The following is a 20,300-nucleotide window of genomic DNA, read 5'->3' as shown; positions in this document are numbered from 1 at the left end:
TAAGGGTTCAAACGAACCAAGCCGGGCACAGACGCGGGTCAAGCCGCAGAAACCAGTTGCGCCCATACCATACCAGTTTAACATCAGCGAAAATTTTTTCACGTCTCGATCCACGAAGATGCCGCCGCATGACGGACCAGCCGATCCTCGCCTTCCTCGCCGATACCCTTTCCGGGCCGAGCAACGAGCCGCTCTACCGGCGCTTGGAGCAGGCGCTCAAGCAGGCTTTCGCAGCCTCGCTCATTCGTCGTGGGGCGGCCCTTCCCAGCGAGCGTGTGCTCAGCACCACGCTCGGCATCTCGCGCGTCACGGTTCGCAAGGCGCTGGACGTCTTGGTCGCGGACGGTTTTCTCGATCGCCGGCATGGGGCGAAGACCGTGCTGTCCTCCCGGCTCGAAAAGTCGCTCTCCACCATGACCAGCTTTTCCGAAGACATTCGTTCGCGCGGCATGGAGCCGGGCGGCACCTGGCTTTCGCGTGAGATCGCAAGGCCTTCGCCGTCTGAAATGATGGCGCTCGGCATATCGGGAAGCGAGCGGGTGGTGCGGCTGCGGCGGCTGCGCACCGCCGATGGCATGCCGATCGCCATCGAAACCGCGACCCTGCCGGCCCGCTTCGTGCCCGACCCGCAGGAGATCGGCGATTCGCTCTATCTCTATCTCGATGCGGCCGGCGCTCTGCCCGTGCGCGCCCTGCAGCGCATGCAGGCCAAACCCGGCACGCCGGAGGAGAAGCGCCTGCTCTCGGCCCCGGATGATGCCGCTTTGCTGGTCATGGAGCGGCGCTGTTTCCTCGCCGACGGGCAGATCGTCGAGTTCACCGAAACGCGCTATCGCGGCGATGTCTATGATTTCGTCATCGAGCTCATACGATAATACCAGTTTAATTCCTGTTGCAGTCCGGTTTGGTTTTGCTAACCTTCTCCCGAACGAAGGAGATTGCGCGTGGCCCTGGACCTTTCAACACTCGACAAGGGACTGATCGTCTCCTGCCAGCCGGTCAAAGGCGGGGCGATGGACCGGGCGGAGATGGTGGTCGGCTTCGCGCTCGCCGCGCTCGATGGCGGCGCGACGGCGCTCAGGATCGAATCCGCGCCCTATGTCGCCGCGGTGCGGGCAGCGACGGACCGGCCGATCATCGGCCTCGTCAAACGCGATCTCGACGACAGCCCGGTCCGCATTACCCCGCTGCTCTCCGATGTCGAGGCGCTCGCCGATGCCGGCGCCGATCTGATCGCCTATGACGCCACGCAGCGCCTCCGCCCGGTCGAAACCGCCGCCCTGGTCGCCGCCATTCACGCCCGCGGCCGGTTGGCCATGGCCGATTGCGCGGTTCTCGCAGATGCCGAACAGGCGCTGGCGGAGGGTGCGGATGTCGTCGGCTCGACGCTTGCCGGCTATACCGGCCCGACCGAACCGACCGAGCCCGATCTGGCGCTCGTCGCCGCCATGCGCCGGCTGACGCCGCATGTGGTGGCCGAAGGCAACATCCGCACGCCGGCGCTCGCAGCGCTGGCCCGCCAGGCGGGGGCGTCCATGGTCGTCGTCGGCTCCGCCATCACCCGGCCGGAACATGTCACCGCCTGGTTCCGCACGGCGCTCGACGCCGTCACGCAGGAAGGCTGATTCATGGAAACGGGCGAGACTATCCTGGCACTCGACATCGGCGGCACGAAGATGCTGGCGGCACTTGTCGATGGCCGGGACGTGCGCGCCACGCAGGTGCTGGCGACGCCGCAGACCGGCGACCCCGCCGGCTGGCTCGCCGCGCTTTTCGCCGCGATTAAGGAGTGGCGCGGCCGATACACGGCCGTCGGAGTTGCGGTGACGGGGATCGTCGACGATGGATGCTGGTCGGCGCTCAACCGCCGGACGCTCGACATTCCGGACCGGTTTCCGCTCGTTGAAACCATAGCGGCGCTTGCCGGAACGGATCGGGTCTCCGCCGCCAACGACGCGCAGGCGGCCGCCTGGGGCGAAAGCCGCTTCGGCGCAGGCCAGGGCGGCGATCTCGTTTTTTTGACCATTTCCACCGGCATCGGCGGCGGCATCGTGCTGAACGGCAGGCTCTTGGGCGGGCTCGCCGGTCATTTCGGCCAGTTTCGCACGGCAGGCGCGGATGGGACGCTGGAGGATGGCGTTTCCGGCCGGTTCATCGCCGATGCGGCGCAGACGCATCTGCCGGGCGCCAGCGCCCGCGACGTCTTTTCGGCCGCGAATGAAGGGGCGGACTGGGCGGAGCGGATCGTCGAGACCTCGGCGCGGCGCGCCGCCACGCTTCTGCGCAACATTCACCTGGCGATCGATCCGCCCTGCATCGTCATCGGCGGCGGCATCGGGCTTGCGCCTGGCTATCTCGACCGGCTCCGCGCCCTGCTTTCGCCCCTGCCCCCGCGCCTGACCCCACGGCTGCTGCCTGCGGCGCTTGCGGACAAGGCAGGCGTGATCGGCATCGCCGCGCTGGCGCGCAACGAGAGTTTCACCACAATCACAAAGAGGGAGAACGACCATGACCATTCAACGCTTTAAGACCGGCGGCCTCTTGGCACTGGCGCTCGCAAGCCTGCTTGCCAGCCCTGCCTCCGCCAAGGTCACCGTGCTCGGCTGGCCGGGCGGACCGGAAGAGACCGCGCTGCGCGCAGCCGCCGATCTCTACAATGCCAAGCCCGACGTTACGGCCGAAAACAAGGTCGAGCTCCTGTTCTTCAACCGCGACGGTTTCTGGGACAAGCTGCAGGCCGATCTTGCCGCCGGCTCGAAAGCCTTCGACGTCAACCTTCTCGCCACCTATTCGATCGGCCGCTACGCGCCCTTCATGGAGCCGGTCGAGCTGTCCGGCGAAGCCTCCGGCGTCTATGGCGATGCCGTGCTGAAGACCATGCAGTTCGACGGCAAGCAATATGGCGTACCGACCGATCTCTCCATGCACTTCCTCTACTACCGCAAGGATCTGATCGACACGCTGATGGGCGATGCGACCGCCAAGACGCGCTATGCGGAGATTTCGGAAAAATATCTCGGCAAGAAGATGGAGCCCAAGGCGCCGGACAGCTGGACCTGGGACGATTATGCCGCGACAGCGCTCTATTTCAGCCAGGCCGTCAACCCCGACAGCCCGACCCGCTACGGCACCGTCCTGCAGCTGAAGAACCTGCTGTTCAACATGATGGTCTTCCAGTCCCTGCCCCGCGCCTATGGCGGCAACTGGATGGATGAGAGCGGCAAGGTCACGGTCAATTCCGACGCCTACCGCAAGGGGCTCGAGACCTACAAAATGCTCTACGATGCCGGCGCCTCGCCGCGCGACTCGCTGTCCTACGAGTTCGCCGAAGCCAATGCCGCCTATGCTGCCGGGCAGGTCGCTGCCATGGTGCAGTGGAACGCGGCCGCTGCCGACCTGACCTCGAAGGAGAAGTCGCCGACCGTGGCCGAAGTGACCGAAACGGTTGCTCCTCCCGCCGGGCCGGAAGGCCGTTTCACCCATATTCACGGCCTCGGCTTCGGGCTCAACAAGAATGCAGAAAACAAGGAAGGCGCGAAGGCCTTCATCGCCTGGCTCTCTTCCAAGGAAGCCGCGCTCGCCTATGCGCGCAACAGCGGCGCGCCGGCGTTGACGCCCGAGGTGGTCAAGGAGGTCGCGACCGAGCGGCCGGATCTGGTCAAGCTCGGTGAATTCGCCGGCCAGTACGGCTATGTCATGAACGGCGGCACCTCGGCCAAGGCCCTGTCTGTCTATGAACTGCAGGCCAAGGAGTTCACCGGCTACTGGTCGGGCCAGCAATCGCTCGACGACGCGCTGGCAAACACCGAAAAGGGCATGACCGAGCTCCTGAAGTAAGGCTGAGGCCGGCGGCGCCCGATCCGTCGCCGGCCTTTCCTCCGCAAAACCGATAGGACGCAGCCACACCGCCGGCGCTCCCATCCGTGCATGGACAGACGCGATGACCTCACGCACCGACGCCAAGACGGCGACCGAATTCCGCCTGCTGTCGCTGCCTCTGGTGGTCTTCCTCATCCTGTTCCTGGGCTTTCCTGCGCTCGTCAATCTCGTCTACTCGGTGTCCGCGGTCACCTTCGAGACCCTGCGCAGCCCGACGCTCTCCGGTTTCGAGAACTTCGCCGCTGTGTGGAACGATGCCGCCTTCTGGCGGGCCGGATGGTTCTCGCTGCGCTTCGGTGCGCTGACGGCGGCGCTCGAATGCGGGCTCGGGCTCTTCCTGGCCATCTTCCTGGCGCCGCTCCTCAAGAAGCGCAGCTGGCTCATCGCCATCCTCATGCTGCCGCTGATGGTGGCACCGGCGCTGATCGGCCTCATGTACCGCCTGGTGCTGCATGAGTTCGCGGGCCCGGTCCCCTATTATCTGTGGGAGTGGTTCCGGCTGAGCCTCTCTTTCCTCGGTCCCGAGTCGGCCTTCTGGACGCTTGTCGTGGTGGAAACGCTGCAGTGGACGCCGTTCGCCTTCCTGCTGTTCCACATGGCCTACCAGGCAATCCCCGGCGAGATCATCGAGGCGGCCGCCATGGATGGGGCCGGTCCCTGGCACAGGCTGCGCGCCATCGAGCTGCCGCTGATGGCGCCCACGATCGGCATCGCCCTGTTGATCCGCTTCATCGACGGCTTCCGCGTCTTCGACAACGTCTACGTACTGACCGGCAGCGGACCGGGCGGTGCCACCGCCTCGCTTTCGATCTATATCTACGAGGCCTTCTTCAAGCAGGGTGCGATCGGCAAGGCCGTGGCGGCCTCCGTTCTTCTCTTCCTGCTCTCCTTCGCCGTCCTCTTCAGCCTGAACGCGCTGGCTGCGCGCCGGAGAAAGGCTCGCTCATGATCACCGCGCTCCGCTGGATCGTCTTCGCGCTCGCTGCCTTCGCGATGAACTTTCCGATCCTCGTCACCCTCTCCACCTCGCTGAAGAGCCCGCGCGAGCTGACCGCCAATCCCGGCCTGCTCGTCTATGCGCCGACGCTCGAAAACTATGCCACCGTCTTTACCGTTTCCGATCGGCTGAACATCTTTCTCTATCTTGCCAACAGCATGGCAGCGGCGCTGATGGGCACGCTGCTGGCCGTGACCTTGGCTCTACCGGCAGCCTATGCGATCGCGCGCGGCAAGGTCGGCGAGCGGACGCTGCTGCCCTTCATCGTCAACCTGCGCGCAGTGCCTTTGGTGATCTTCGCCATCCCGCTCTATATGATGTTCCAGTGGCTCTCGCTGCTCGACACGCGGCTGGGCCTGGGGCTGATCCTTGCCATCGTCAACCTGCCGCTGGCGCTCGTCATCCTCGTCAATGCCATCCGCGATCTTCCCCTGGAACTGGACGAGGCGGCGCTGGTGGACGGCGCGAGCCGCACCCAGATCCTCGTCCGCATCATCACGCCGCTCTGCCGCCCGGCGATCGTGACCGGCCTGATCTTCGGCTTCATCACCGCCTGGAACGAATTCCTCTTCGGCCTGATGCTGACGACCTCAAAGGCCGTGCCGATCACCGTCGGCGCGTCCTTCTTCTTCGCGGCCAGCGGCGGCGGCGTGCAGTGGGGGGTCGCGTCCGCGGTGATGATCGTCGGCGCCCTGCCGCCCGTGCTGCTCGGGCTCATCATGTACCGCCAGATCAGCGGCTCCATGACCGCAGGTGCGGTCAAGGGCTGACAGGCGCTGGAACAGAAATTCCATCCGTAAACAAAACGAAATGCCTGCTTGATTTCGACGGCCTCTTCCGTAGCATGGCGATGACCCGTTCCGCTTTGGGAGGAGCCACGGATCATGCAGGCCTCCCCGTGCCCGTTGCCGAGGAGTGCCCGATGTCTCAACCCTTTTCCCTCGCCGCCTGCGCGGAGATGCTGTGGCGCGATCGGCCGATTGCCTGGCGCGCGGCGCGGCTGAAGGAGCTGGGGTTCGGGGTCGGCCTCTGGAACTGGCCGGGTCACGACCTTTCGGCGCTTCAGGCCACCGGCGCGGCGTTCACCATCATGAACGGCTATCTGGCCGGGCGGCTGGGTGACAGGGAGGGTGCCGAGGTGCTGCTGCAATCGGCCCGCGAGACGGCCGTGGTCGGAAAGCGCCTTGGCGTCCACCGGCTGAACCTGCATGGCACGGGGCTGGGCGACGGCGGACTGCCGGTGCTGCCCGTGGAGACGGTCACCGGAGCCATGTGGCTGACGGCCCGCGACACGCTCTGCCGGATCGCGGAGCTCGCTGACGAACTCGACGTCGTCTACACGCTCGAAAACCTGAACCTGCCGGTCGACCACCCCGGCGTGCCTTTCGCACGGGCCGAGGACACGCTGGCGCTGGTCTCCAGCATCGACCACCCGCGGCTGCGCCTCAATCTCGACCTCTACCATGCACAGATCGGCGAAGGGAACCTCATCGCGCTCTGCCGGAAGTGCCTGCCCTGGATCGGCGAGATCCAGGTGGCGGATGTGCCCGGACGCTGCGAGCCCGGCACCGGCGAGGTGAACTGGCCAGGCATTGCCCGCGCGCTTGACGAGATGGGCTATCGGGGTCCGGTCGCGATGGAGGCCTGGGCCTCGGGCGAGCCGGAGGCGGCCCTGGCGGCCTTCCGGTCTGCTTTCACGCTCTGAGCGCGGCCTCTGCCACGGGAGACAACGCTTCGAAGCTCGGCCGGGCGAAATAGTAGCCCTGCATCAGCTGAACGCCGAGATCGCGCAATACCCGCGCCTCGCCCGCCGTCTCGATCCCCTCGCAAACCGGCGTCACGCCGAGATCGGCCAGCATGCGCACGGTATGGCAAACGATGGTGCGGCGAGCCGGATCCGCGTCGATGCCGCGGATGAGATCCATATCGAGCTTGACGATGTCCGGCTGGAATTTTGCGAGCAGCGCCAGCCCGGCATGGCCGGCGCCGAAATCGTCGATCGCCGTGCGAAAGCCCAGCTCCCGGTAGGTCTTCAGGATCCGCAGGATATGGGTCGTATCGAGCGCCTCGTTCTCGGTGAATTCGAAGATGATGTTCTTGGCCGGGAACTTCGTGCGCGCGGCGGCCGCGAGCGTCAGGCGGATGCAGGCGGTCGGCTCGTAGACGGCGTTGGGCAGGAAGTTGATCGACAGCGCCGTCCGCTCCTGCTCTGCAAAGAGACGCGACGCAAGCTCGATCGCCTTGACCCGGCACTGCTGATCGAACGCGTACCGGTTGGTATCATCGACCTGCGAGAGCACGCTCCCCGCCCCCTCGCCGCCCATGCCGCGCACCAGCGCCTCATGGGCAAACACCGCACCGCTCTCCACATCCACGATCGGCTGAAACGCCATCGAGAACGGAATGCCGAACGTCGCACCGTCCCGGCATCCCTCGCACGTCTTCGCCATTGCAGATCCTTTCATCATACAAGTCCACCTTGCAGCATGCGGACTGAAGGATGGGTTAAGTCGGACCAGCAAATGGCTGAATACACAGTCGGTGCGCTAGCGCACCACCCCTTCCCGTCCTAGTCCGGCAGCACCCTGTTCCGCTCCTTGACGAAGTCGATGAAGGCGCGCAGCGGCGCGGGTACCAGCCGCCGGCCGGGATAGTAGAGAAAGGGACCGGAGAAGCGCAGCCACCAGGGCTCCATGACAGGCACGAGCGCCCCGCTTTGAAAGTGCGGCTGCAGCCAGTCCTCGAACAGATAGACAAGCCCGGTGCCGGCGATCGCGGCAGCCACGCCGAGATCGCTGCCGCCGCCGGACTGAACCACCAGCGGACCCGCCGGCTCGACCATCACGGTTTCCCCGGCCCGCTCGAACTCCCAGCCACCAACCGCTCGCCCGGCGAATCGGCCGGCAATACAGGCATGGGACAGGAGATCGCGCGGATGTGCAGGCGTGCCCTTTCGCGCAAGATAGGCGGGGGCGGCGCCGAGCGCGAAACGCTGGCTGCGCGGACCGATCGGCACCGCGATCATGTCCTGCTCCAGCCGCTCGTCATAGCGAATGCCGGCATCGCAGCCGGCGGCGATGATATCGACGAAGCGCTCGTCGGTCATGATCTCCAGCCGAACTTCGGGATAGGCGGCGAGGAATTCCGGGAGGATGGTCGGCAGGACCAGCCGGGCGGCAGACACCGGCACATTGAGCGTCAGCGGCCCGGCCGCACGCGGGCCCACGTGCCGCGCCTGATCGAGCGCGACGCGAATCTCGCTCAAGGCCGGCTCCAGCCGCGCCATCAGCTGACGGCCAGCCTCGGTCGGCTGCACGCTGCGCGTCGTGCGGTTGAGAAGCCGCACGCCAAGACCCGTCTCAAGCCGCTTGACCGCATCGCTCAAGACAGAGGCGCTGATACCGCTCGCCCGCGCCGCCTCGCGAAACCCTCCGGCCCGCGCCACCGCAAGAAATGCCCCGGCTTCTTCCAGGTCAGCCATGACCGTCCTCTCGCCTTTGTCCGGATAATCGGACAGCCTGTTCCGATTAGCCAGAATTGTGAGGGTAGTTCAAGGGATCTATCTTCACGTTCGAACGCAGGATCGAAGGAGAACGACCATGACCGACATCACACGCGCAGGAACCTACAGCCTCGCAGGCCACACCGTGCACCGGCTCGGCTACGGCGCCATGCAGCTTGCGGGCAAGGGCGTCTTCGGCCCGCCGAAAGATCGAAACGAAGCGGTTGCGGTGCTGCGCGAGGCAGTGGAAAGCGGCGTCGATCACATCGATACCAGCGACTTCTATGGCCCGCATGTCACGAACGAAATTATCCGCGAGGCGCTGCACCCCTATTCCGACACCCTCGTCATCGTCACAAAGGTCGGCGCGACGCGCGGGCCGGACGCCTCCTGGAACCCGGCCTTCTCGAAGGACGCGCTGACCGAGGCCGTCCACGACAATCTGCGCAATCTCAAACTGGACACGCTGGAGATCGTCAATCTGCGCGCCATGTTCGATGTGCACGGCCCGGCCGAGGGATCGCTCGACGAGCCGCTGGAGACGCTGGCCGACCTCAAGCGCCAAGGGCTGATCCGCCATATCGGCCTCTCGAATGTGACGCCAACGCAGATCGCCGATGCGGCGCGCATCACCGAGATCGTCTGCGTGCAGAACCAGTACAATCTCGCTCACCGAAACGATGACGGGCTGATCGAGCAACTGGCTTCGCAGGGCATCGCCTATGTGCCCTTCTTTCCGCTCGGCGGCTTTTCGCCGCTTCAGTCTGAAACGCTGTCGACGGTCGCGCTCAGCCTTGAAGCGACCCCCATGCAGGTGGCGCTCGCCTGGCTGCTGCAGCGTGCGGGAAACATCCTGCTAATCCCGGGCACGTCGTCCCGCGCTCATCTGCGCGAAAACCTCGCAAGCGCCGCCCTGACCTTGCCACCGGAGGCCCTGACGGCGCTGGATGGCATCGGCGGCGGACGCGCGACCGCTGCTCACTGACGAAACGGCAGCTCTGTTTCGAACCAAGCAGCGAGGCCGCCCCCCGGCCTCACTGCGCTCTGCCGAAGTGCGCCGCAGAGGCGGTGACCGATGCAGACTTCCGCGCCCGACGGCGACCCCATCGCCCCTCGCCACAGACCCAGCAACGCCCGCCGCGCCAGCGGCCGAATCACTGTCTTGGAACAGCGGAGATGCATCGCTCGCCGTGGCGATCTGGTGGCGACCAGCGTTTCCACGCCGTGTCAGGTCTTGCCAATAAGTGCTTGAAGAAGTTTGGTGGGTGATCACGGGCTCGAACCGTGGACCCGCTGATTAAGAGTCAGCTGCTCTACCAACTGAGCTAATCACCCGTCCAAAACCGCGGCTGCGCTGCGGTCTTGACGGGCCGTATAAAGGCCTTCTTCGGGGTTGTCCAGCGCCCCCTCGCGATTTTTTTCGCAAGGCCGCGAAAGCCTGTGGATCGGCTAGAGATGGAGCGTGCCGGAGGCGACGCGGACCGCCTGTCCACCGATGCGGGCCGCGTTGATCTCGCCGCCGGCGATATCGAGATGCAGGTGGAGATAGGAGGGGCGGCCCATCTCGACCCCCTGTTCGACCAGCAGCGCATGGTGGCCGTCCACCGGCTGGTCGAAGGCATGAATGGCACCGGAGAAGGCGGCGAGTGCCGCCCCTGTTGCCGGATCCTCGCCAAGCCCCATGGCCGGCGCGAACATGCGCACATGGAAGCGCGCCGCGTGATGTACCCCGCCCCGGCAATAGAGATAGGCGGAGGCCAGCCGCCCATCGGCCATCGGCGCCAGTTGCTCCCAGCGCGCGGGATCGAACTCGATCGCGCCGATGGCGGCGAGATCCTTGATCGGCACGGCGATGAACGGCACGCCGGCGCTCCAGAGCGCGGAAACGTGGTTTTCGAAGCCGATGGCGCTGGCCGGCAGGCTCAGCGCATCGGCCAGCGCCGCGGTCTCGATCTGCGCCGGAAGCCGCTGCGATTTGCGCGGCAGATCGAACTCGGCAAAGGTCGCCTGCCCCGGCCGCAGGCGCACCGCGCAGCGCACCGGGCCGACATTTTCTTCCAGCACATGAACGAGATCGCGGTCGACGCCCTCGCCCGCCTGCGCCTCTTCGGCCAGGGCCACGGCGGCGCCGACGGTTGGATGGCCGGCAAAGGGCAGTTCGCTGGCGGGCGTAAAGATCCGCAGCCGCGCCGCGGCCGTCGGATTCTCCGGCTGGCGGACGAACACCGTTTCGGAGAGATTGAATTCCCCGGCGATCGCCTGCATCCGCGGCGTGTCGAGCCCATCGCCGTCGAAGACCACGGCAAGCGGATTGCCGGCCAGGGTTTCGTCGGTGAACACGTCGTAAATGGCATAGCGTCGCGCCATGGTTCGTCTCCTCGTTCGGCCTCGTGGCGCGACCTTGCCACCGCCCTATGGCGCGCCGCAACCCCTGCGCCGGCACGATGCCGCATCGCCATCGGCTCCATGAGGCGAATTTTCGGGGTTCCCATGGGAAGCAGGCGCGGCAGCGCTAGCTTCCACCCTCCGCACGGTCCCTTCACAAAGATGCGAGGCACAGACATGGACTATCGCGTTCTCGGCCGATCCGGCCTCAAGATCTCCACCATCACCATGGGCACGATGACCATGGGGGGCAAAGGCTGGGCCTCCGTGGTCGGCAGCCAGGGCGTCGGCGAGGCGGCACGGCTGATCGACATCTGCCTCGATGCAGGCGTCAACCTGATCGACACCGCCAACGCTTATTCCGACGGTGCGTCGGAGGACATCATCGGCGAGGTTCTCGGCGGCAAGCGGAAGAACGACGTGCTGATCGCCACCAAGGCGCGGTTTCCGATGGGCGACGGGCCGAACAATCGGGGCTTGAGCCGATACCACCTGATCCGCGAATGCGAGGCGAGCCTCAAGCGCCTGCGCACCGACGTGATCGACCTCTACCAGGTGCATGAGTGGGACGGCGTGACGCCGCTCGAGGAGACCATGGAGGCGCTGGACTCGCTGATCCGCCACGGCAAGGTGCGCTATATCGGCTGCTCGAACTTCTCCGGCTGGCATATCATGAAGGCGCTCGGCATTGCCGAGGCGGACCATCGCCAGCGTTTCGTCAGCCAGCAGATCCACTACACGCTGGAATCCCGCGACGCCGAGTATGAGCTCCTGCCGATCTCGGTCGACCAGGGCCTCGGCGTTCTCGTCTGGAGCCCGATTGCCGGCGGCTTGCTCTCCGGCAAGCATCGCCGCGACCACACGCCGGAAGGCAGCCGCCAGGCCGCCGGCTGGACCGAACCGCCGATCCGCGATGTCGATCGGCTTTGGCGGATCGTCGATGTGCTGGTGGAGATTGCCGAAAGCCGCGGCGTGTCCGCCGCCCAGGTCGCACTCGCCTGGCTCATCGGCCGCAAGACCGTGACCTCGGTCATCATCGGCGGGCGGACGGAAGCGCAGTTCCGCGACAATCTCGCCGCCGCCGATCTCGTTCTGACCGATGAGGAACGCGCCCGCCTGGACACCGTCAGCGCGCCGCAGCTCCTCTACCCCTACTGGCACCAGATGCAGACCGCTCCCGACCGTCTGGGAGAGGCCGACCTCACTCTGCTGGCGCCGTTTCTCCAGAAGCAGGCATAAGACAGAGACCCAAGCAACACGTCGTCTGCCTCGAGGCTTTCGCGTCGCCCGTCTTGAACGGGGCGCTGATGAGAAAGAGCGGGCTGGCTGAAGGCAGCCCGCATGCACCTGTGTCAGCCCCTCAAACGATTCTTTGTAAGACCGCCGCGAGCTTGCGTCGCGTTCATGTTACGGTCGAAACGCGCACAGGCACGTCTGCAATACCCTGCTCACGCAGAGTGTCGACATGACCCCAGTCATCGCACACGATGTCATCAGCAAGGGTCATCAGATGAATATCCCAGTCGAGTCTCAGTCCATGGGCCGCGCCTATCTCAATCAATGGCGGGAAATTACGCCCGGAGAGAACTTCGCCATCCGTATCTCGGGCCAAAATACGGAAGGTCTCTATACGGCCATTGAGCTGACGGCCGAGCCGCGCAATGGTGTACCGATCCACATCCACGCGAGAGAGGAAGAACATTTCGTCGTCATCGAAGGGCGCGTTCGCCTGATGAAAGGGAGCGAGTTCCTGACCCTATCAACAGGCCAGTCTGCGACCGTGCAGAGAGGTACGCCCCATGCCTGGTGCAATCCTTACGACACGATGCTCCGGATGCTTGTGATCTTCTCTCCCGGACATTCGGAAGAGACATTCAGGCTGATCGGTTCGGCAGACGGAGGCGATCTTGCCGCGATCGAAGACTCTGCGAGAAAGGGTGGGTCCAAGGTCATCGGCCCGCCGCCGTTTGAGGACATTTATTCCGTCCTGTGTCCACGACCCAGACCCTGAACCTCGACAGAGTCCTTCTCCAGTCTTCAACGTCCCCATGACGGCGCATGCGTGGCGAAGGTGCCGTTCTGCCGCGTGCCGCAACCGCCCTCCCCGAGAGTCGAGCGTGCGCACGGAAAGATGCGGGCGGAGACACGCGGTCTTTCAGAGCCGCGCAAGCAACTCCGCCTTCTTCGCGGAAAATTCCTCGTCGGTCAGCACCCCCGCCTGGCGAAGCGCTGCGAGCTTCTCGATCAGGGTGATGATCTGCAGTCCGTCCGCCGGCGGGGCGGCTCCCGATCCGGTCGGGACCGGCGCGGCGGTTGCGGGCGGCGGGACGACCGGCGAGGTCGTCGGCGGGGATGACCCTGTGGGTGCCTCCATCGGCACCTGAACAGGCTTGGCGATGGGCTTCGGCCAGTCCGGCCGCGGCTGGCTTCGGTCTCGAACTTGGTCGACCGGTGCTGCGCCGAGGCTTTGCGACTGGCTCTGGTTGGGAAAGGCTGCGGCATGGTGACCTTGGCCCTGAGACGAGCCATGGTCGTGTCGGCCGTTCGCTGCAGGGTTCGCGTCCTCCTTCTCCCCGCTCCCCGACGGCGGTGAGTCGACGCGCCGGAGGCTCCCGACCGAGAAGGAGCCATATTGGCTGGTGAAGGTCAGCGATGCCGGACCACCCTGCTGCTGGCCCACGCCATTGATCACATGATCGCCCGTATCATAGATGGTCAGGCTCCCGCCTTCGCGAATGGCCAATCGTCGCGTCGCGGGGAAGATCGCATAGGCGCTGTCGTTCTGACCGCCGACGCTGGAGGGATGACCAAGCTCTTGCGGCCAGGACGGATAGCCGCTCGAAGCAGCCTGCGCGGGGATTTCCCCGTTCTGCAGGGCCTGCGACAGCGCAAGACACAACTGATCGACCGTTGCCTTCAGGCCATGGTTGAACATGTCGCCGACCATGGTCATTCCGCCCAACATCCACTGGCCGCCGCCGCCGAGTTCGGGGATGTTGAACTGCGCCATACTGCCCTGCCCGCGCCGCACGGCCTGAAGCATCGCGGCCACCGCATCGTCGCTGAGGCCGAATTTGCGGGCTAACCCGGAGATTACCGACTGCGTCGCCGCATCAGAGGACTGCATTGCCGTCTCCTCATGGAGGCCGGGCCGGGCCCGCGCCGAAAATCGATGCCAACTGCATGGCACGCGAACGGCGCGCTGGCCACCCCCCGCGGCGGCCAGGCTGACCATGCGTCTCGTTCGCAGGGTCGAATCGCTGCCGGTCGCCTCACGCGACCTTTGCGACAAGCTCCCCGGCGATCAGCCGGCCGAGGCGGGAAATGCCTTCCTCGATCATCTGCTCGTTGGCGCAGGAGAAGCTGACGCGCAGCGTGTTGGCGCCCGAGCCATCGGCGAAGAAGGCGCGGCCGGGCACGAAGGCGACCTTGGCCTTGGCGATCGACTTGGCAAGCAGCGCCGCTCCGTCCATTCCGGCCGGAAGCGTGATCCAGACGAACATGCCGCCCTCCGGCTCCGTCCAGGACACGCCGGACGGCATGTGGCGGCCGAGTGCCGCCAGCATCGCGTCGCGCCGCTGGCTGTAGACGCTGCGCACCTTCTGCACCTGCTGGTCGAAGCCACGCTCGGCGACATGGCAAATCGCCATCTGGTTGATCGTGGAGGAATGCAGGTCCGCCGCCTGCTTCATCAGGACCAGCTTGCGGATGACCGGTGCAGCGGCCACGACGTAGCCGACGCGCAGACCGGGTGCAAGCGTCTTGGAGAAGGAGCCGCTGTAGATCGTGCGAGTCTCGTTGATGCCGCCCTTGCGGGCGATGTCGAGCGCCAGAATGGGCGCCACCGGCTCGCCGTCGAAGCGCAGATACTGGTAGGCGCCATCCTCGATCACGGCTATATCGAGTTCATCGGCCAGGTCGAGCAGCTTTTCGCGGCCGGCTCGGTCGACGGTTTCGCCGGTCGGGTTGGAGAAATCGGCGGAGAGATAGGCGAACTTGACTGCGCCGCCGGCCTTTGCCGCGGTTTCGCGATAGGCCTCCGGCGTGCGGTTGCCACCGGGGGAGAGCTGATCGTAGCTCGGCTCATAGGCGTTGAAGGCCTGCAGCGCGCCGAGATAGGTCGGCCAGGTGACGAGCGCCGTATCGTTGGGCGACAGGAACAGCTTGCCGAGATAATCGAGCGCCTGCTGCGAACCGGAGGTGATCAGAATGTTTTCCGCTTCGCAGGGAACGCCGATCTTCGCCATTTCGCCGACCAGCCACTGCCGCAGCGGCAGGTAGCCTTCGCTCACCGAATATTGAAGTGCCGCGGCCACGGCCGGGCCGGCGAAGATATCGCTATAGGCCTCCTTGAAGGCCTGATCCGGAAACAGGGCAGGATCGGGAATGCCGCCGGCAAAGGAGATGATGTCCGGCTGGTCGAGCAGCTTCAGGAGTTCGCGGATTTCGGAAGCGCGCATGCGCGACGAGCGCGTGGCGAAGATCGAGTCCCAATCAAGCATGGAAGTTTCCTCAAACGATGCTTTTCTTTGAACCTGACCATGAGCGGCCAAATAAGTCAATAATGCTGACCTAAATAATCGCCCGTCCGATCGGGCTTTCGGCAGGTCCTGGGTGCCTGACAACGCCTTGCCCTGACGGCACCCTTTCATCAGAATTGCGTGATATGTCAAACCCTGTAGGCTCCGGTTCTGGAGGAGGCTCGACGCACAGCGCGAGCGATCAGAATCTCAAGCCACACTGTCGGCGACGAAAGGATCGCGGATGAGTATGCTTGATCGTCCGATCTGGGAGGCGCTGTCCGGCCGGCACAGTGCATTTTCGACCGGAACAGCCAGGGCCCGCGCGTACGCGGCCGAAATCGGCCCGCTTGCCGCGCTCGGCGAGGACACGGCGGAGGGGCTGGCCGATCTCGCGGGCTTGGTCAACGAGCGTGGCCGTCTCCTGATGTTCAACGAAAGCGCCGTTCCCGTTCCGCCCGGCTGCCGGGCAGAGTGGAGGGCGGATGTTCTGCAGATGATTGCGACGCACATCGTGCCACAAGAGAGCGACCGCCCGGTGGTCGCGCTTCGCAATGAGGATGCGGCGGAGATGCTGGCTCTGGCCGAATTGACAAAGCCCGGCCCCTTTTCCACGCAGACGCACCGCCTGGGCCGGTTCTGGGGCATTCGGATCGAGGGACGCCTGGTGGCCATGGCCGGACAGCGCATGCGCCTGCCCGGTCACGGCGAGGTCTCCGCGATCTGCACCCATCCCGATGCCAGAGGCCGGGGGCTCGCAAAGCAGCTCTGCGCACAGGCTGCCGCGCAGATCATCTCCGAGGGCGAACGGGCCTTCCTGCATGTGCTCTCGGATAACGAAAGCGCCATCCGCGTCTATGAGACGATCGGCTTCGTCCCTCGCCGATCCTTCATCGGCTCGATGCTCGTTCCCGACTTCTGACCTCGGCTCGCAAGTGTCGGAGCTTGCCCCTCGCGGGAGCCGCCTTTCGAACGGGAAGAGGCCTTCGCCCCTCGTCAGGCCTCGCCGGTAAACAGGCTGCAGACCACCAGCCCGCCGATGGCGCAGAGAATGGCAAAGTCGAACCAGGCAAAATAATGCAGAACCGTCTCCATGACACACTCCTCCATGACTGTGTTCAAGACAGTTCAATAGTGCGCCCCTATTCTCGTTTTGGCAATAAAAACCTCCAGACCGAAAGAATGCGACAATTCATTCCCGCATAACCTCGCAGATGCGAACAGTTTTGCAACGCAGCGATTTGCTGCGATCTTTGTACGCAATCAACCTCAACCTTGAGAAGGCTCGAAGCGGAGCGAGCGATGCTTGTCGATCATGAACCTAAGCCAGCCCTGCGCCTTAAAAACAAAAACGGCGCGCCGGAGGATCGGCGCGCCGTCAATGTTCGGACAAACCGAAACGATCAGTTGCGGGCCTTGTCGACCAGCTGGTTCTTGGCGATCCAGGGCATCATGCCGCGCAGCTTGGCGCCGACTTCCTCGATCTGGTGAGCGTCGTTGACGCGGCGGATACCCTTGAAGCGTGCGGCGCCCGAACGGTATTCCTGCATCCAGTCGGAGGTGAACTTGCCGGTCTGGATGTCCTTCAGGACACGCTTCATCTCGGCCTTGGTCTCGTCGGTGATGATGCGCGGGCCGGTGACATATTCGCCCCACTCGGCCGTGTTGGAGATCGAGTAGTTCATGTTGGCGATGCCGCCTTCATAGATCAGGTCGACGATCAGCTTCACTTCGTGCAGGCATTCGAAATAGGCCATTTCCGGCGCATAGCCGCCTTCGACCAGGGTTTCGAAGCCGGCGCGGATCAGCTCGACCAGGCCGCCGCACAGAACGACCTGTTCGCCGAAGAGGTCGGTTTCGCACTCTTCCTTGAAGTTGGTCTCGATGATGCCGGACCGGCCGCCGCCGACGCCGCAGGCATAGGAGAGTGCCAGATCGAGCGCATTGCCGGAGGCGTCATGATGAACGGCAACCAGGCAGGGAACGCCGCCGCCCTTCTGATATTCGCCGCGGACCGTGTGGCCGGGGCCCTTCGGCGCGATCATGACGACGTCGACGGTCTTCTTCGGCTCGATCAGGCCGAAATGGACGTTGAGGCCGTGGGCGAAGGCGATCGCCGCGCCGTCGCGGATGTTGGCTTCGATGTCGGCCTTGTAGATATCGGCCTGCAGCTCGTCCGGGGTGGCCATCATCATCAGGTCAGCCCAGGCGGCAGCCTCGGCAACGGTCATCACCTTGAAGCCGTCGGCTTCGGCCTTCTTGGCAGTGGCGGAGCCGGCCTTGAGGGCGATCGCGACATTGGTCGCGCCGGAATCCTTCAGGTTGAGCGCATGGGCACGGCCCTGCGACCCATAGCCGATGATGGCGACCTTCTTGGACTTGATGAGGTTGAGATCGGCATCACGATCGTAATAGACGCGCATTGGACTTGTCCTTCCCTTGAGTGTTTCGTTTCGCGGGCTCAGCGGCCCGCCTTCCCTTCACGGCCATAAAGCGCCAGGAAGGCGGCAACCGCCCGCCCGGCTCTTTCGCCGAAGTCCTTGTCGCCTGCCGTTGCGGCGCCGAGCAGCAGCCGCAGATGCAGGTCGGTCACGATGAGGCCGTAGAGGGTCTCGTAGGCCTCGTCGGCATCGTCATAGGCAATCAGGCCCGCCTCGCGGCCCTTGCCGAGCAGAGCGCCCGCACGGCGGCGGATCTGCCGGCGGCCGCTTTCCTCGAGCGCCTGGCCGAGATGCGAGCCTTCCCGGCTCGCCTGGCCGATCGCCAGACGGTTGAGCGCCAGCGACACATCGCTTGCCAGCACGTCCATCAGATCGCGGGCGAACACGGTCAGCCGCGCGGCAAAACTTTCACGATCGAGCGCGGCTGTTTCGGCGCTTTCGGTGCGGACCTTGCTTGCCTGGAACCCGATCATGGCGGCCAGCAGGCCGTCGCGGTCGCCGAACCATTTGTAGAGGCTTTCCTTCGAGCAGTTGGCAGCGCGCGCCACCCCCGCCGTCGTCAGCGCCTTCTCGCCGCCGCTCACCAGAAGCCGGAGCGCGCTGTCCAGAACGGCGTTCTGGCGCGGCGAAAAATCCGGCTGGGTGGACGACAGGGGCTGCACAGGGTCACTCCGTTTCAGTACCGTACGGTACGGTTCTGCTTATGGCGGATCGCTGAGGGTGGGTCAAGCCCTTCCGACAGGCTGTGGATCCTTTCCGTGGTTCAAGGCAGCACCCGCGCTAGCGGGCATAGTCAACCGGGATCGCCTCGCCCGCTTTCATGACCTCCATGGAGATCGAAGCGGAGACGTCGAACAAGGCGATGCGGCGAACGAGCGCCTTGTAGATCACGTCGTAATGCTCGACGCGCGGCAGCACGATCTTGAGGATGTAATCGTAATTGCCGGTCAACCGATGCACCTCGACGATCTCCGGCACGTCGCGGATCGCCTTTCGGAAATCCTCCATCCACTCCTCCGAGTGATGCGCCGTGCGGATGAGCGCAAAGACCGTCGTCGGCACGCCCATGGTGGTCCTGTCGAGCAGGGCCACACGGCGCAGGATATGCCCGCTCTCCTCCAGCCTCTGGATCCGCCGCGAACACGCCGAGACGGAAAGATGAATGCGTTCTGCGAGCTCTCCCACCGGCAGATCGGCATTCTGCTGCAGCAGAGACAACAGCTTCCGATCCCTCTCGTCCAACATTGCGCGGCGCTTCCTTCTCTTGAGGCGCGAATATTTTGCACGATTTTCGCAGTTCACGCAATTCATGAGCGCTACCGCGCGGGATCATCAAGGAAAACGCACTGCGCTTTCGTTGGCTTTTTGGCATAGTGTTCGTCACTGCGAACACGAAGGATGGGGTGACGGGGATGCGCAAGATCGGCCTGATCGGGGGAATGAGCTTTGAAAGTTCGGCGGTCTATTACCGCATGATCAACGAGATGGTGCGCAGCCGGCTCGGTTCGCTGCACTCGGCCGAGGTTCTGCTGCATTCCGTCGATTTTCAGTCGATCGTCGATCTTCAAATGGCAGGCCGCTGGCCGGAGGCTGCCGAGCGGCTGGCCGAGGTCGCCCGCGGTCTTGAGAACGCGGGGGCCGGGTGCGTGCTGATCTGCACCAACACCATGCATCTGGTCGCGGGAGAGGTGCAGGCGGCGATCTCCGTGCCGCTCATCAACATCATCGACGAGACCGGCGCGACCATTGCCGCTGCGGGCTGCAGCCGCCCGCTGCTCCTTGCCACGCGCTATACGATGGAACACGGCTTTTATGCCGAGCGCATGGCCCGCGCAGGCGTGACCGTGCTGACACCGGAGGCAGAAGACCGAGGTATCGTCCACGACATCATCTTCAAGGAGCTCTGCGCGGGGACCGTCAAGGACGATTCACGCGAGGCGCTGCATGCCATCATCGCGCGCGGCAAGGCGGCCGGCGCGGACTCGGTCATCCTCGGCTGCACGGAAATCTGCCTGATCCTCGACCCCCACACCCTTGCCCTTCCCGGCTTCGACTCGACCCGGATCCACGCCGATTCTGCCGTGGATTTCGCGCTCAAGGATCGGCTGCGCGCCGCGGCCTAAGCGGCGTCGAACCTCGCCCGCGCGTCGCGAATGGCGGCGTGATGGGCGGCGGACCAGGCGACAAGCGGTTCCAGCACCGCGTTGAACGAGGCCCCAAGCGGGGTCAGGCTGTATTCGACGCTTGGCGGCTTGGTGGGAAAAACCCGCCGCTCGACATAGCCGTCCCGCTCCAGATCACGCAGCGTCTGCGTCAGCATGCGCTGCGAAATATCGGGGATCAGGCGACGCAGCGCGGAAAATCGCATCGGCTTTTCTGCGAGCGCCTGCACCATCAGCGTGTTCCACTTGCCTCCGACATTGCCGAGCACATCGCGGACCGGGCAGTTTTCGGCCGAGAAGCTGCAGCCATTGATGAGGATCATCCGCTCTTCATCCATCGGACGTGCGGTCTTTCGGGCATGTTCGCTCATAGGGTGGTTCCCTCCAGGTAAGCTGCGTAGAAAAACATGCCGC

At 64.8% G+C, this 20,300-nt stretch carries 19 protein-coding genes, 1 tRNA gene and 1 pseudogene; 11 read left to right on the top strand and 10 right to left on the bottom strand.

Annotated elements, in window-relative coordinates; genetic code table 11:
* The first annotated feature begins 128 nt into the window (after positions 1-128).
* The 6 genes and pseudogenes from U8330_RS07305 (at position 129) to U8330_RS07280 (ending at position 6,581) form a co-directional block, all read left to right on the top strand.
* Positions 129-875, top strand: a complete 747-nt coding sequence (locus U8330_RS07305) for a GntR family transcriptional regulator (protein ID WP_323104511.1) — start codon at positions 129-131, stop codon at positions 873-875.
* 138 nt (positions 876-1,013) lie between these two features.
* Positions 1,014-2,528 (top strand): annotated as a pseudogene (locus U8330_RS07300) (putative N-acetylmannosamine-6-phosphate 2-epimerase).
* Positions 2,509-3,837 carry an extracellular solute-binding protein gene (locus U8330_RS07295; protein WP_323104510.1) on the top strand — a complete coding sequence of 443 codons (1,329 nt, stop codon included), beginning with the start codon at positions 2,509-2,511 and terminating at the stop codon, positions 3,835-3,837. The pseudogene U8330_RS07300 and the gene U8330_RS07295 overlap by 20 nt, the downstream one beginning before the upstream one ends.
* A gap of 103 nt (positions 3,838-3,940) precedes the next feature.
* A complete protein-coding gene (locus U8330_RS07290; RefSeq protein ID WP_323104509.1) occupies positions 3,941-4,828 on the top strand; it encodes a sugar ABC transporter permease in 888 nt (295 codons plus the stop codon).
* Positions 4,825-5,646 (top strand): carbohydrate ABC transporter permease, encoded by an 822-nt coding sequence (locus U8330_RS07285; protein WP_323104508.1) that lies wholly within the window; start codon positions 4,825-4,827, stop codon positions 5,644-5,646. Before U8330_RS07290 ends, U8330_RS07285 begins: the two co-directional genes overlap by 4 nt.
* Positions 5,647-5,798: 152 nt before the next feature.
* Positions 5,799-6,581, top strand: a complete 783-nt coding sequence (locus U8330_RS07280; RefSeq protein ID WP_323104507.1) for a TIM barrel protein — start codon at positions 5,799-5,801, stop codon at positions 6,579-6,581.
* On the opposite strand, the gene U8330_RS07275 is transcribed toward U8330_RS07280, so the two are convergent.
* Positions 6,571-7,326 (bottom strand): EAL domain-containing protein, encoded by a 756-nt coding sequence (locus tag U8330_RS07275; RefSeq protein ID WP_323104505.1) that lies wholly within the window; start codon positions 7,324-7,326, stop codon positions 6,571-6,573. The two genes, U8330_RS07280 and U8330_RS07275, sit on opposite strands and share 11 nt — an antisense overlap.
* Positions 7,327-7,445: 119 nt before the next feature.
* Entirely contained in the window at positions 7,446-8,357 is a 912-nt protein-coding gene (locus U8330_RS07270; RefSeq protein ID WP_323104504.1) for a LysR family transcriptional regulator, read from the bottom strand.
* Positions 8,358-8,475: 118 nt separating this feature from the next.
* On the opposite strand from U8330_RS07270, the gene U8330_RS07265 reads away from it, so the two are divergent.
* Positions 8,476-9,363 carry an aldo/keto reductase family oxidoreductase gene (locus tag U8330_RS07265; RefSeq protein WP_323104503.1) on the top strand — a complete coding sequence of 296 codons (888 nt, stop codon included), beginning with the start codon at positions 8,476-8,478 and terminating at the stop codon, positions 9,361-9,363.
* 274 nt (positions 9,364-9,637) lie between these two features.
* Here the strand turns inward: U8330_RS07265 and U8330_RS07260 are convergent.
* Positions 9,638-9,713 (bottom strand) — tRNA-Lys (locus tag U8330_RS07260).
* Positions 9,714-9,827: 114 nt separating this feature from the next.
* Positions 9,828-10,745 (bottom strand): PhzF family phenazine biosynthesis protein, encoded by a 918-nt coding sequence (locus U8330_RS07255; RefSeq protein WP_323104502.1) that lies wholly within the window; start codon positions 10,743-10,745, stop codon positions 9,828-9,830.
* Between the two features lie 195 nt (positions 10,746-10,940).
* Here U8330_RS07255 and U8330_RS07250 point away from each other — a divergent pair, with 195 nt between their 5' ends.
* Together U8330_RS07250 and U8330_RS07245 are read left to right on the top strand one after the other, a co-directional pair.
* Positions 10,941-12,002: an aldo/keto reductase gene (locus U8330_RS07250; RefSeq protein WP_323104500.1), complete on the top strand. Its 1,062-nt coding sequence runs from the start codon at positions 10,941-10,943 to the stop codon at positions 12,000-12,002.
* Positions 12,003-12,228: 226 nt separating this feature from the next.
* Positions 12,229-12,774 (top strand): cupin domain-containing protein, encoded by a 546-nt coding sequence (locus U8330_RS07245; RefSeq protein WP_323104499.1) that lies wholly within the window; start codon positions 12,229-12,231, stop codon positions 12,772-12,774.
* A gap of 144 nt (positions 12,775-12,918) precedes the next feature.
* Here U8330_RS07245 and U8330_RS07240 read toward each other — a convergent pair whose 3' ends face one another.
* Positions 12,919-13,890, bottom strand: coding sequence for an SHOCT domain-containing protein (locus tag U8330_RS07240; protein ID WP_323104498.1), 972 nt, complete (start codon positions 13,888-13,890; stop codon positions 12,919-12,921).
* 145 nt (positions 13,891-14,035) lie between these two features.
* Positions 14,036-15,265, bottom strand: a complete 1,230-nt coding sequence (locus U8330_RS07235) for a PLP-dependent aminotransferase family protein (protein WP_323104497.1) — start codon at positions 15,263-15,265, stop codon at positions 14,036-14,038.
* A 262-nt stretch (positions 15,266-15,527) separates the two neighbouring features.
* Here U8330_RS07235 and U8330_RS07230 point away from each other — a divergent pair, with 262 nt between their 5' ends.
* Positions 15,528-16,205: a GNAT family N-acetyltransferase gene (locus U8330_RS07230; RefSeq protein ID WP_323104496.1), complete on the top strand. Its 678-nt coding sequence runs from the start codon at positions 15,528-15,530 to the stop codon at positions 16,203-16,205.
* Positions 16,206-16,686: 481 nt separating this feature from the next.
* Here the strand turns inward: U8330_RS07230 and ilvC are convergent, their stop codons facing one another.
* The 3 genes from ilvC to U8330_RS07215 all read right to left on the bottom strand — a co-directional run bounded on the left by ilvC (position 16,687) and on the right by U8330_RS07215 (position 18,969).
* Complete coding sequence (gene ilvC, locus U8330_RS07225) at positions 16,687-17,706, bottom strand: ketol-acid reductoisomerase (protein ID WP_323104495.1); 1,020 nt, start codon at positions 17,704-17,706, stop codon at positions 16,687-16,689.
* Positions 17,707-17,744: 38 nt separating this feature from the next.
* The gene (locus U8330_RS07220) at positions 17,745-18,377 is read right to left on the bottom strand and encodes a TetR/AcrR family transcriptional regulator C-terminal domain-containing protein (protein ID WP_416236907.1); all 633 of its coding nucleotides are present in this window, start codon (positions 18,375-18,377) and stop codon (positions 17,745-17,747) included.
* A gap of 127 nt (positions 18,378-18,504) precedes the next feature.
* Positions 18,505-18,969 (bottom strand): Lrp/AsnC family transcriptional regulator, encoded by a 465-nt coding sequence (locus U8330_RS07215; protein ID WP_323104493.1) that lies wholly within the window; start codon positions 18,967-18,969, stop codon positions 18,505-18,507.
* Between the two features lie 167 nt (positions 18,970-19,136).
* Between U8330_RS07215 and U8330_RS07210 the strand changes: the two genes are divergently transcribed.
* Positions 19,137-19,847 carry an aspartate/glutamate racemase family protein gene (locus U8330_RS07210; RefSeq protein ID WP_323104492.1) on the top strand — a complete coding sequence of 237 codons (711 nt, stop codon included), beginning with the start codon at positions 19,137-19,139 and terminating at the stop codon, positions 19,845-19,847.
* Here the strand turns inward: U8330_RS07210 and U8330_RS07205 are convergent.
* Positions 19,844-20,224, bottom strand: coding sequence for a helix-turn-helix domain-containing protein (locus U8330_RS07205; RefSeq protein WP_323107218.1), 381 nt, complete (start codon positions 20,222-20,224; stop codon positions 19,844-19,846). The two genes, U8330_RS07210 and U8330_RS07205, sit on opposite strands and share 4 nt — an antisense overlap.
* Positions 20,225-20,300 lie beyond the last annotated feature (76 nt).

Source organism: Rhizobium sp. CC-YZS058 (genome assembly GCF_034720595.1).
Lineage (GTDB): Bacteria > Pseudomonadota > Alphaproteobacteria > Rhizobiales > Rhizobiaceae > Ferranicluibacter.
Note: the sequence above shows the minus strand (reverse complement) of the source record. Positions and strands in the feature narration are given on the sequence as shown.

Excerpts from the sequence above, each read along its gene's own strand:
- U8330_RS07265 (WP_323104503.1), top strand. The coding sequence starts at position 8,476 with ATGACCGACATCACACGCGCAGGAACCTACAGCCTCGCAGGCCACACC.
- U8330_RS07210 (WP_323104492.1), top strand. The coding sequence starts at position 19,137 with ATGCGCAAGATCGGCCTGATCGGGGGAATGAGCTTTGAAAGTTCGGCG.
- ilvC (WP_323104495.1), bottom strand. The coding sequence starts at position 17,706 with ATGCGCGTCTATTACGATCGTGATGCCGATCTCAACCTCATCAAGTCC.
- U8330_RS07280 (WP_323104507.1), top strand. The coding sequence starts at position 5,799 with ATGTCTCAACCCTTTTCCCTCGCCGCCTGCGCGGAGATGCTGTGGCGC.
- U8330_RS07305 (WP_323104511.1), top strand. The coding sequence starts at position 129 with ATGACGGACCAGCCGATCCTCGCCTTCCTCGCCGATACCCTTTCCGGG.
- U8330_RS07245 (WP_323104499.1), top strand. The coding sequence starts at position 12,229 with ATGACCCCAGTCATCGCACACGATGTCATCAGCAAGGGTCATCAGATG.
- U8330_RS07250 (WP_323104500.1), top strand. The coding sequence starts at position 10,941 with ATGGACTATCGCGTTCTCGGCCGATCCGGCCTCAAGATCTCCACCATC.
- U8330_RS07275 (WP_323104505.1), bottom strand. The coding sequence starts at position 7,326 with ATGGCGAAGACGTGCGAGGGATGCCGGGACGGTGCGACGTTCGGCATT.
- U8330_RS07290 (WP_323104509.1), top strand. The coding sequence starts at position 3,941 with ATGACCTCACGCACCGACGCCAAGACGGCGACCGAATTCCGCCTGCTG.
- U8330_RS07235 (WP_323104497.1), bottom strand. The coding sequence starts at position 15,265 with ATGCTTGATTGGGACTCGATCTTCGCCACGCGCTCGTCGCGCATGCGC.
- U8330_RS07255 (WP_323104502.1), bottom strand. The coding sequence starts at position 10,745 with ATGGCGCGACGCTATGCCATTTACGACGTGTTCACCGACGAAACCCTG.
- U8330_RS07215 (WP_323104493.1), bottom strand. The coding sequence starts at position 18,969 with ATGTTGGACGAGAGGGATCGGAAGCTGTTGTCTCTGCTGCAGCAGAAT.
- U8330_RS07285 (WP_323104508.1), top strand. The coding sequence starts at position 4,825 with ATGATCACCGCGCTCCGCTGGATCGTCTTCGCGCTCGCTGCCTTCGCG.
- U8330_RS07230 (WP_323104496.1), top strand. The coding sequence starts at position 15,528 with ATGAGTATGCTTGATCGTCCGATCTGGGAGGCGCTGTCCGGCCGGCAC.
- U8330_RS07240 (WP_323104498.1), bottom strand. The coding sequence starts at position 13,890 with ATGCAGTCCTCTGATGCGGCGACGCAGTCGGTAATCTCCGGGTTAGCC.
- U8330_RS07205 (WP_323107218.1), bottom strand. The coding sequence starts at position 20,224 with ATGGATGAAGAGCGGATGATCCTCATCAATGGCTGCAGCTTCTCGGCC.
- U8330_RS07295 (WP_323104510.1), top strand. The coding sequence starts at position 2,509 with ATGACCATTCAACGCTTTAAGACCGGCGGCCTCTTGGCACTGGCGCTC.
- U8330_RS07270 (WP_323104504.1), bottom strand. The coding sequence starts at position 8,357 with ATGGCTGACCTGGAAGAAGCCGGGGCATTTCTTGCGGTGGCGCGGGCC.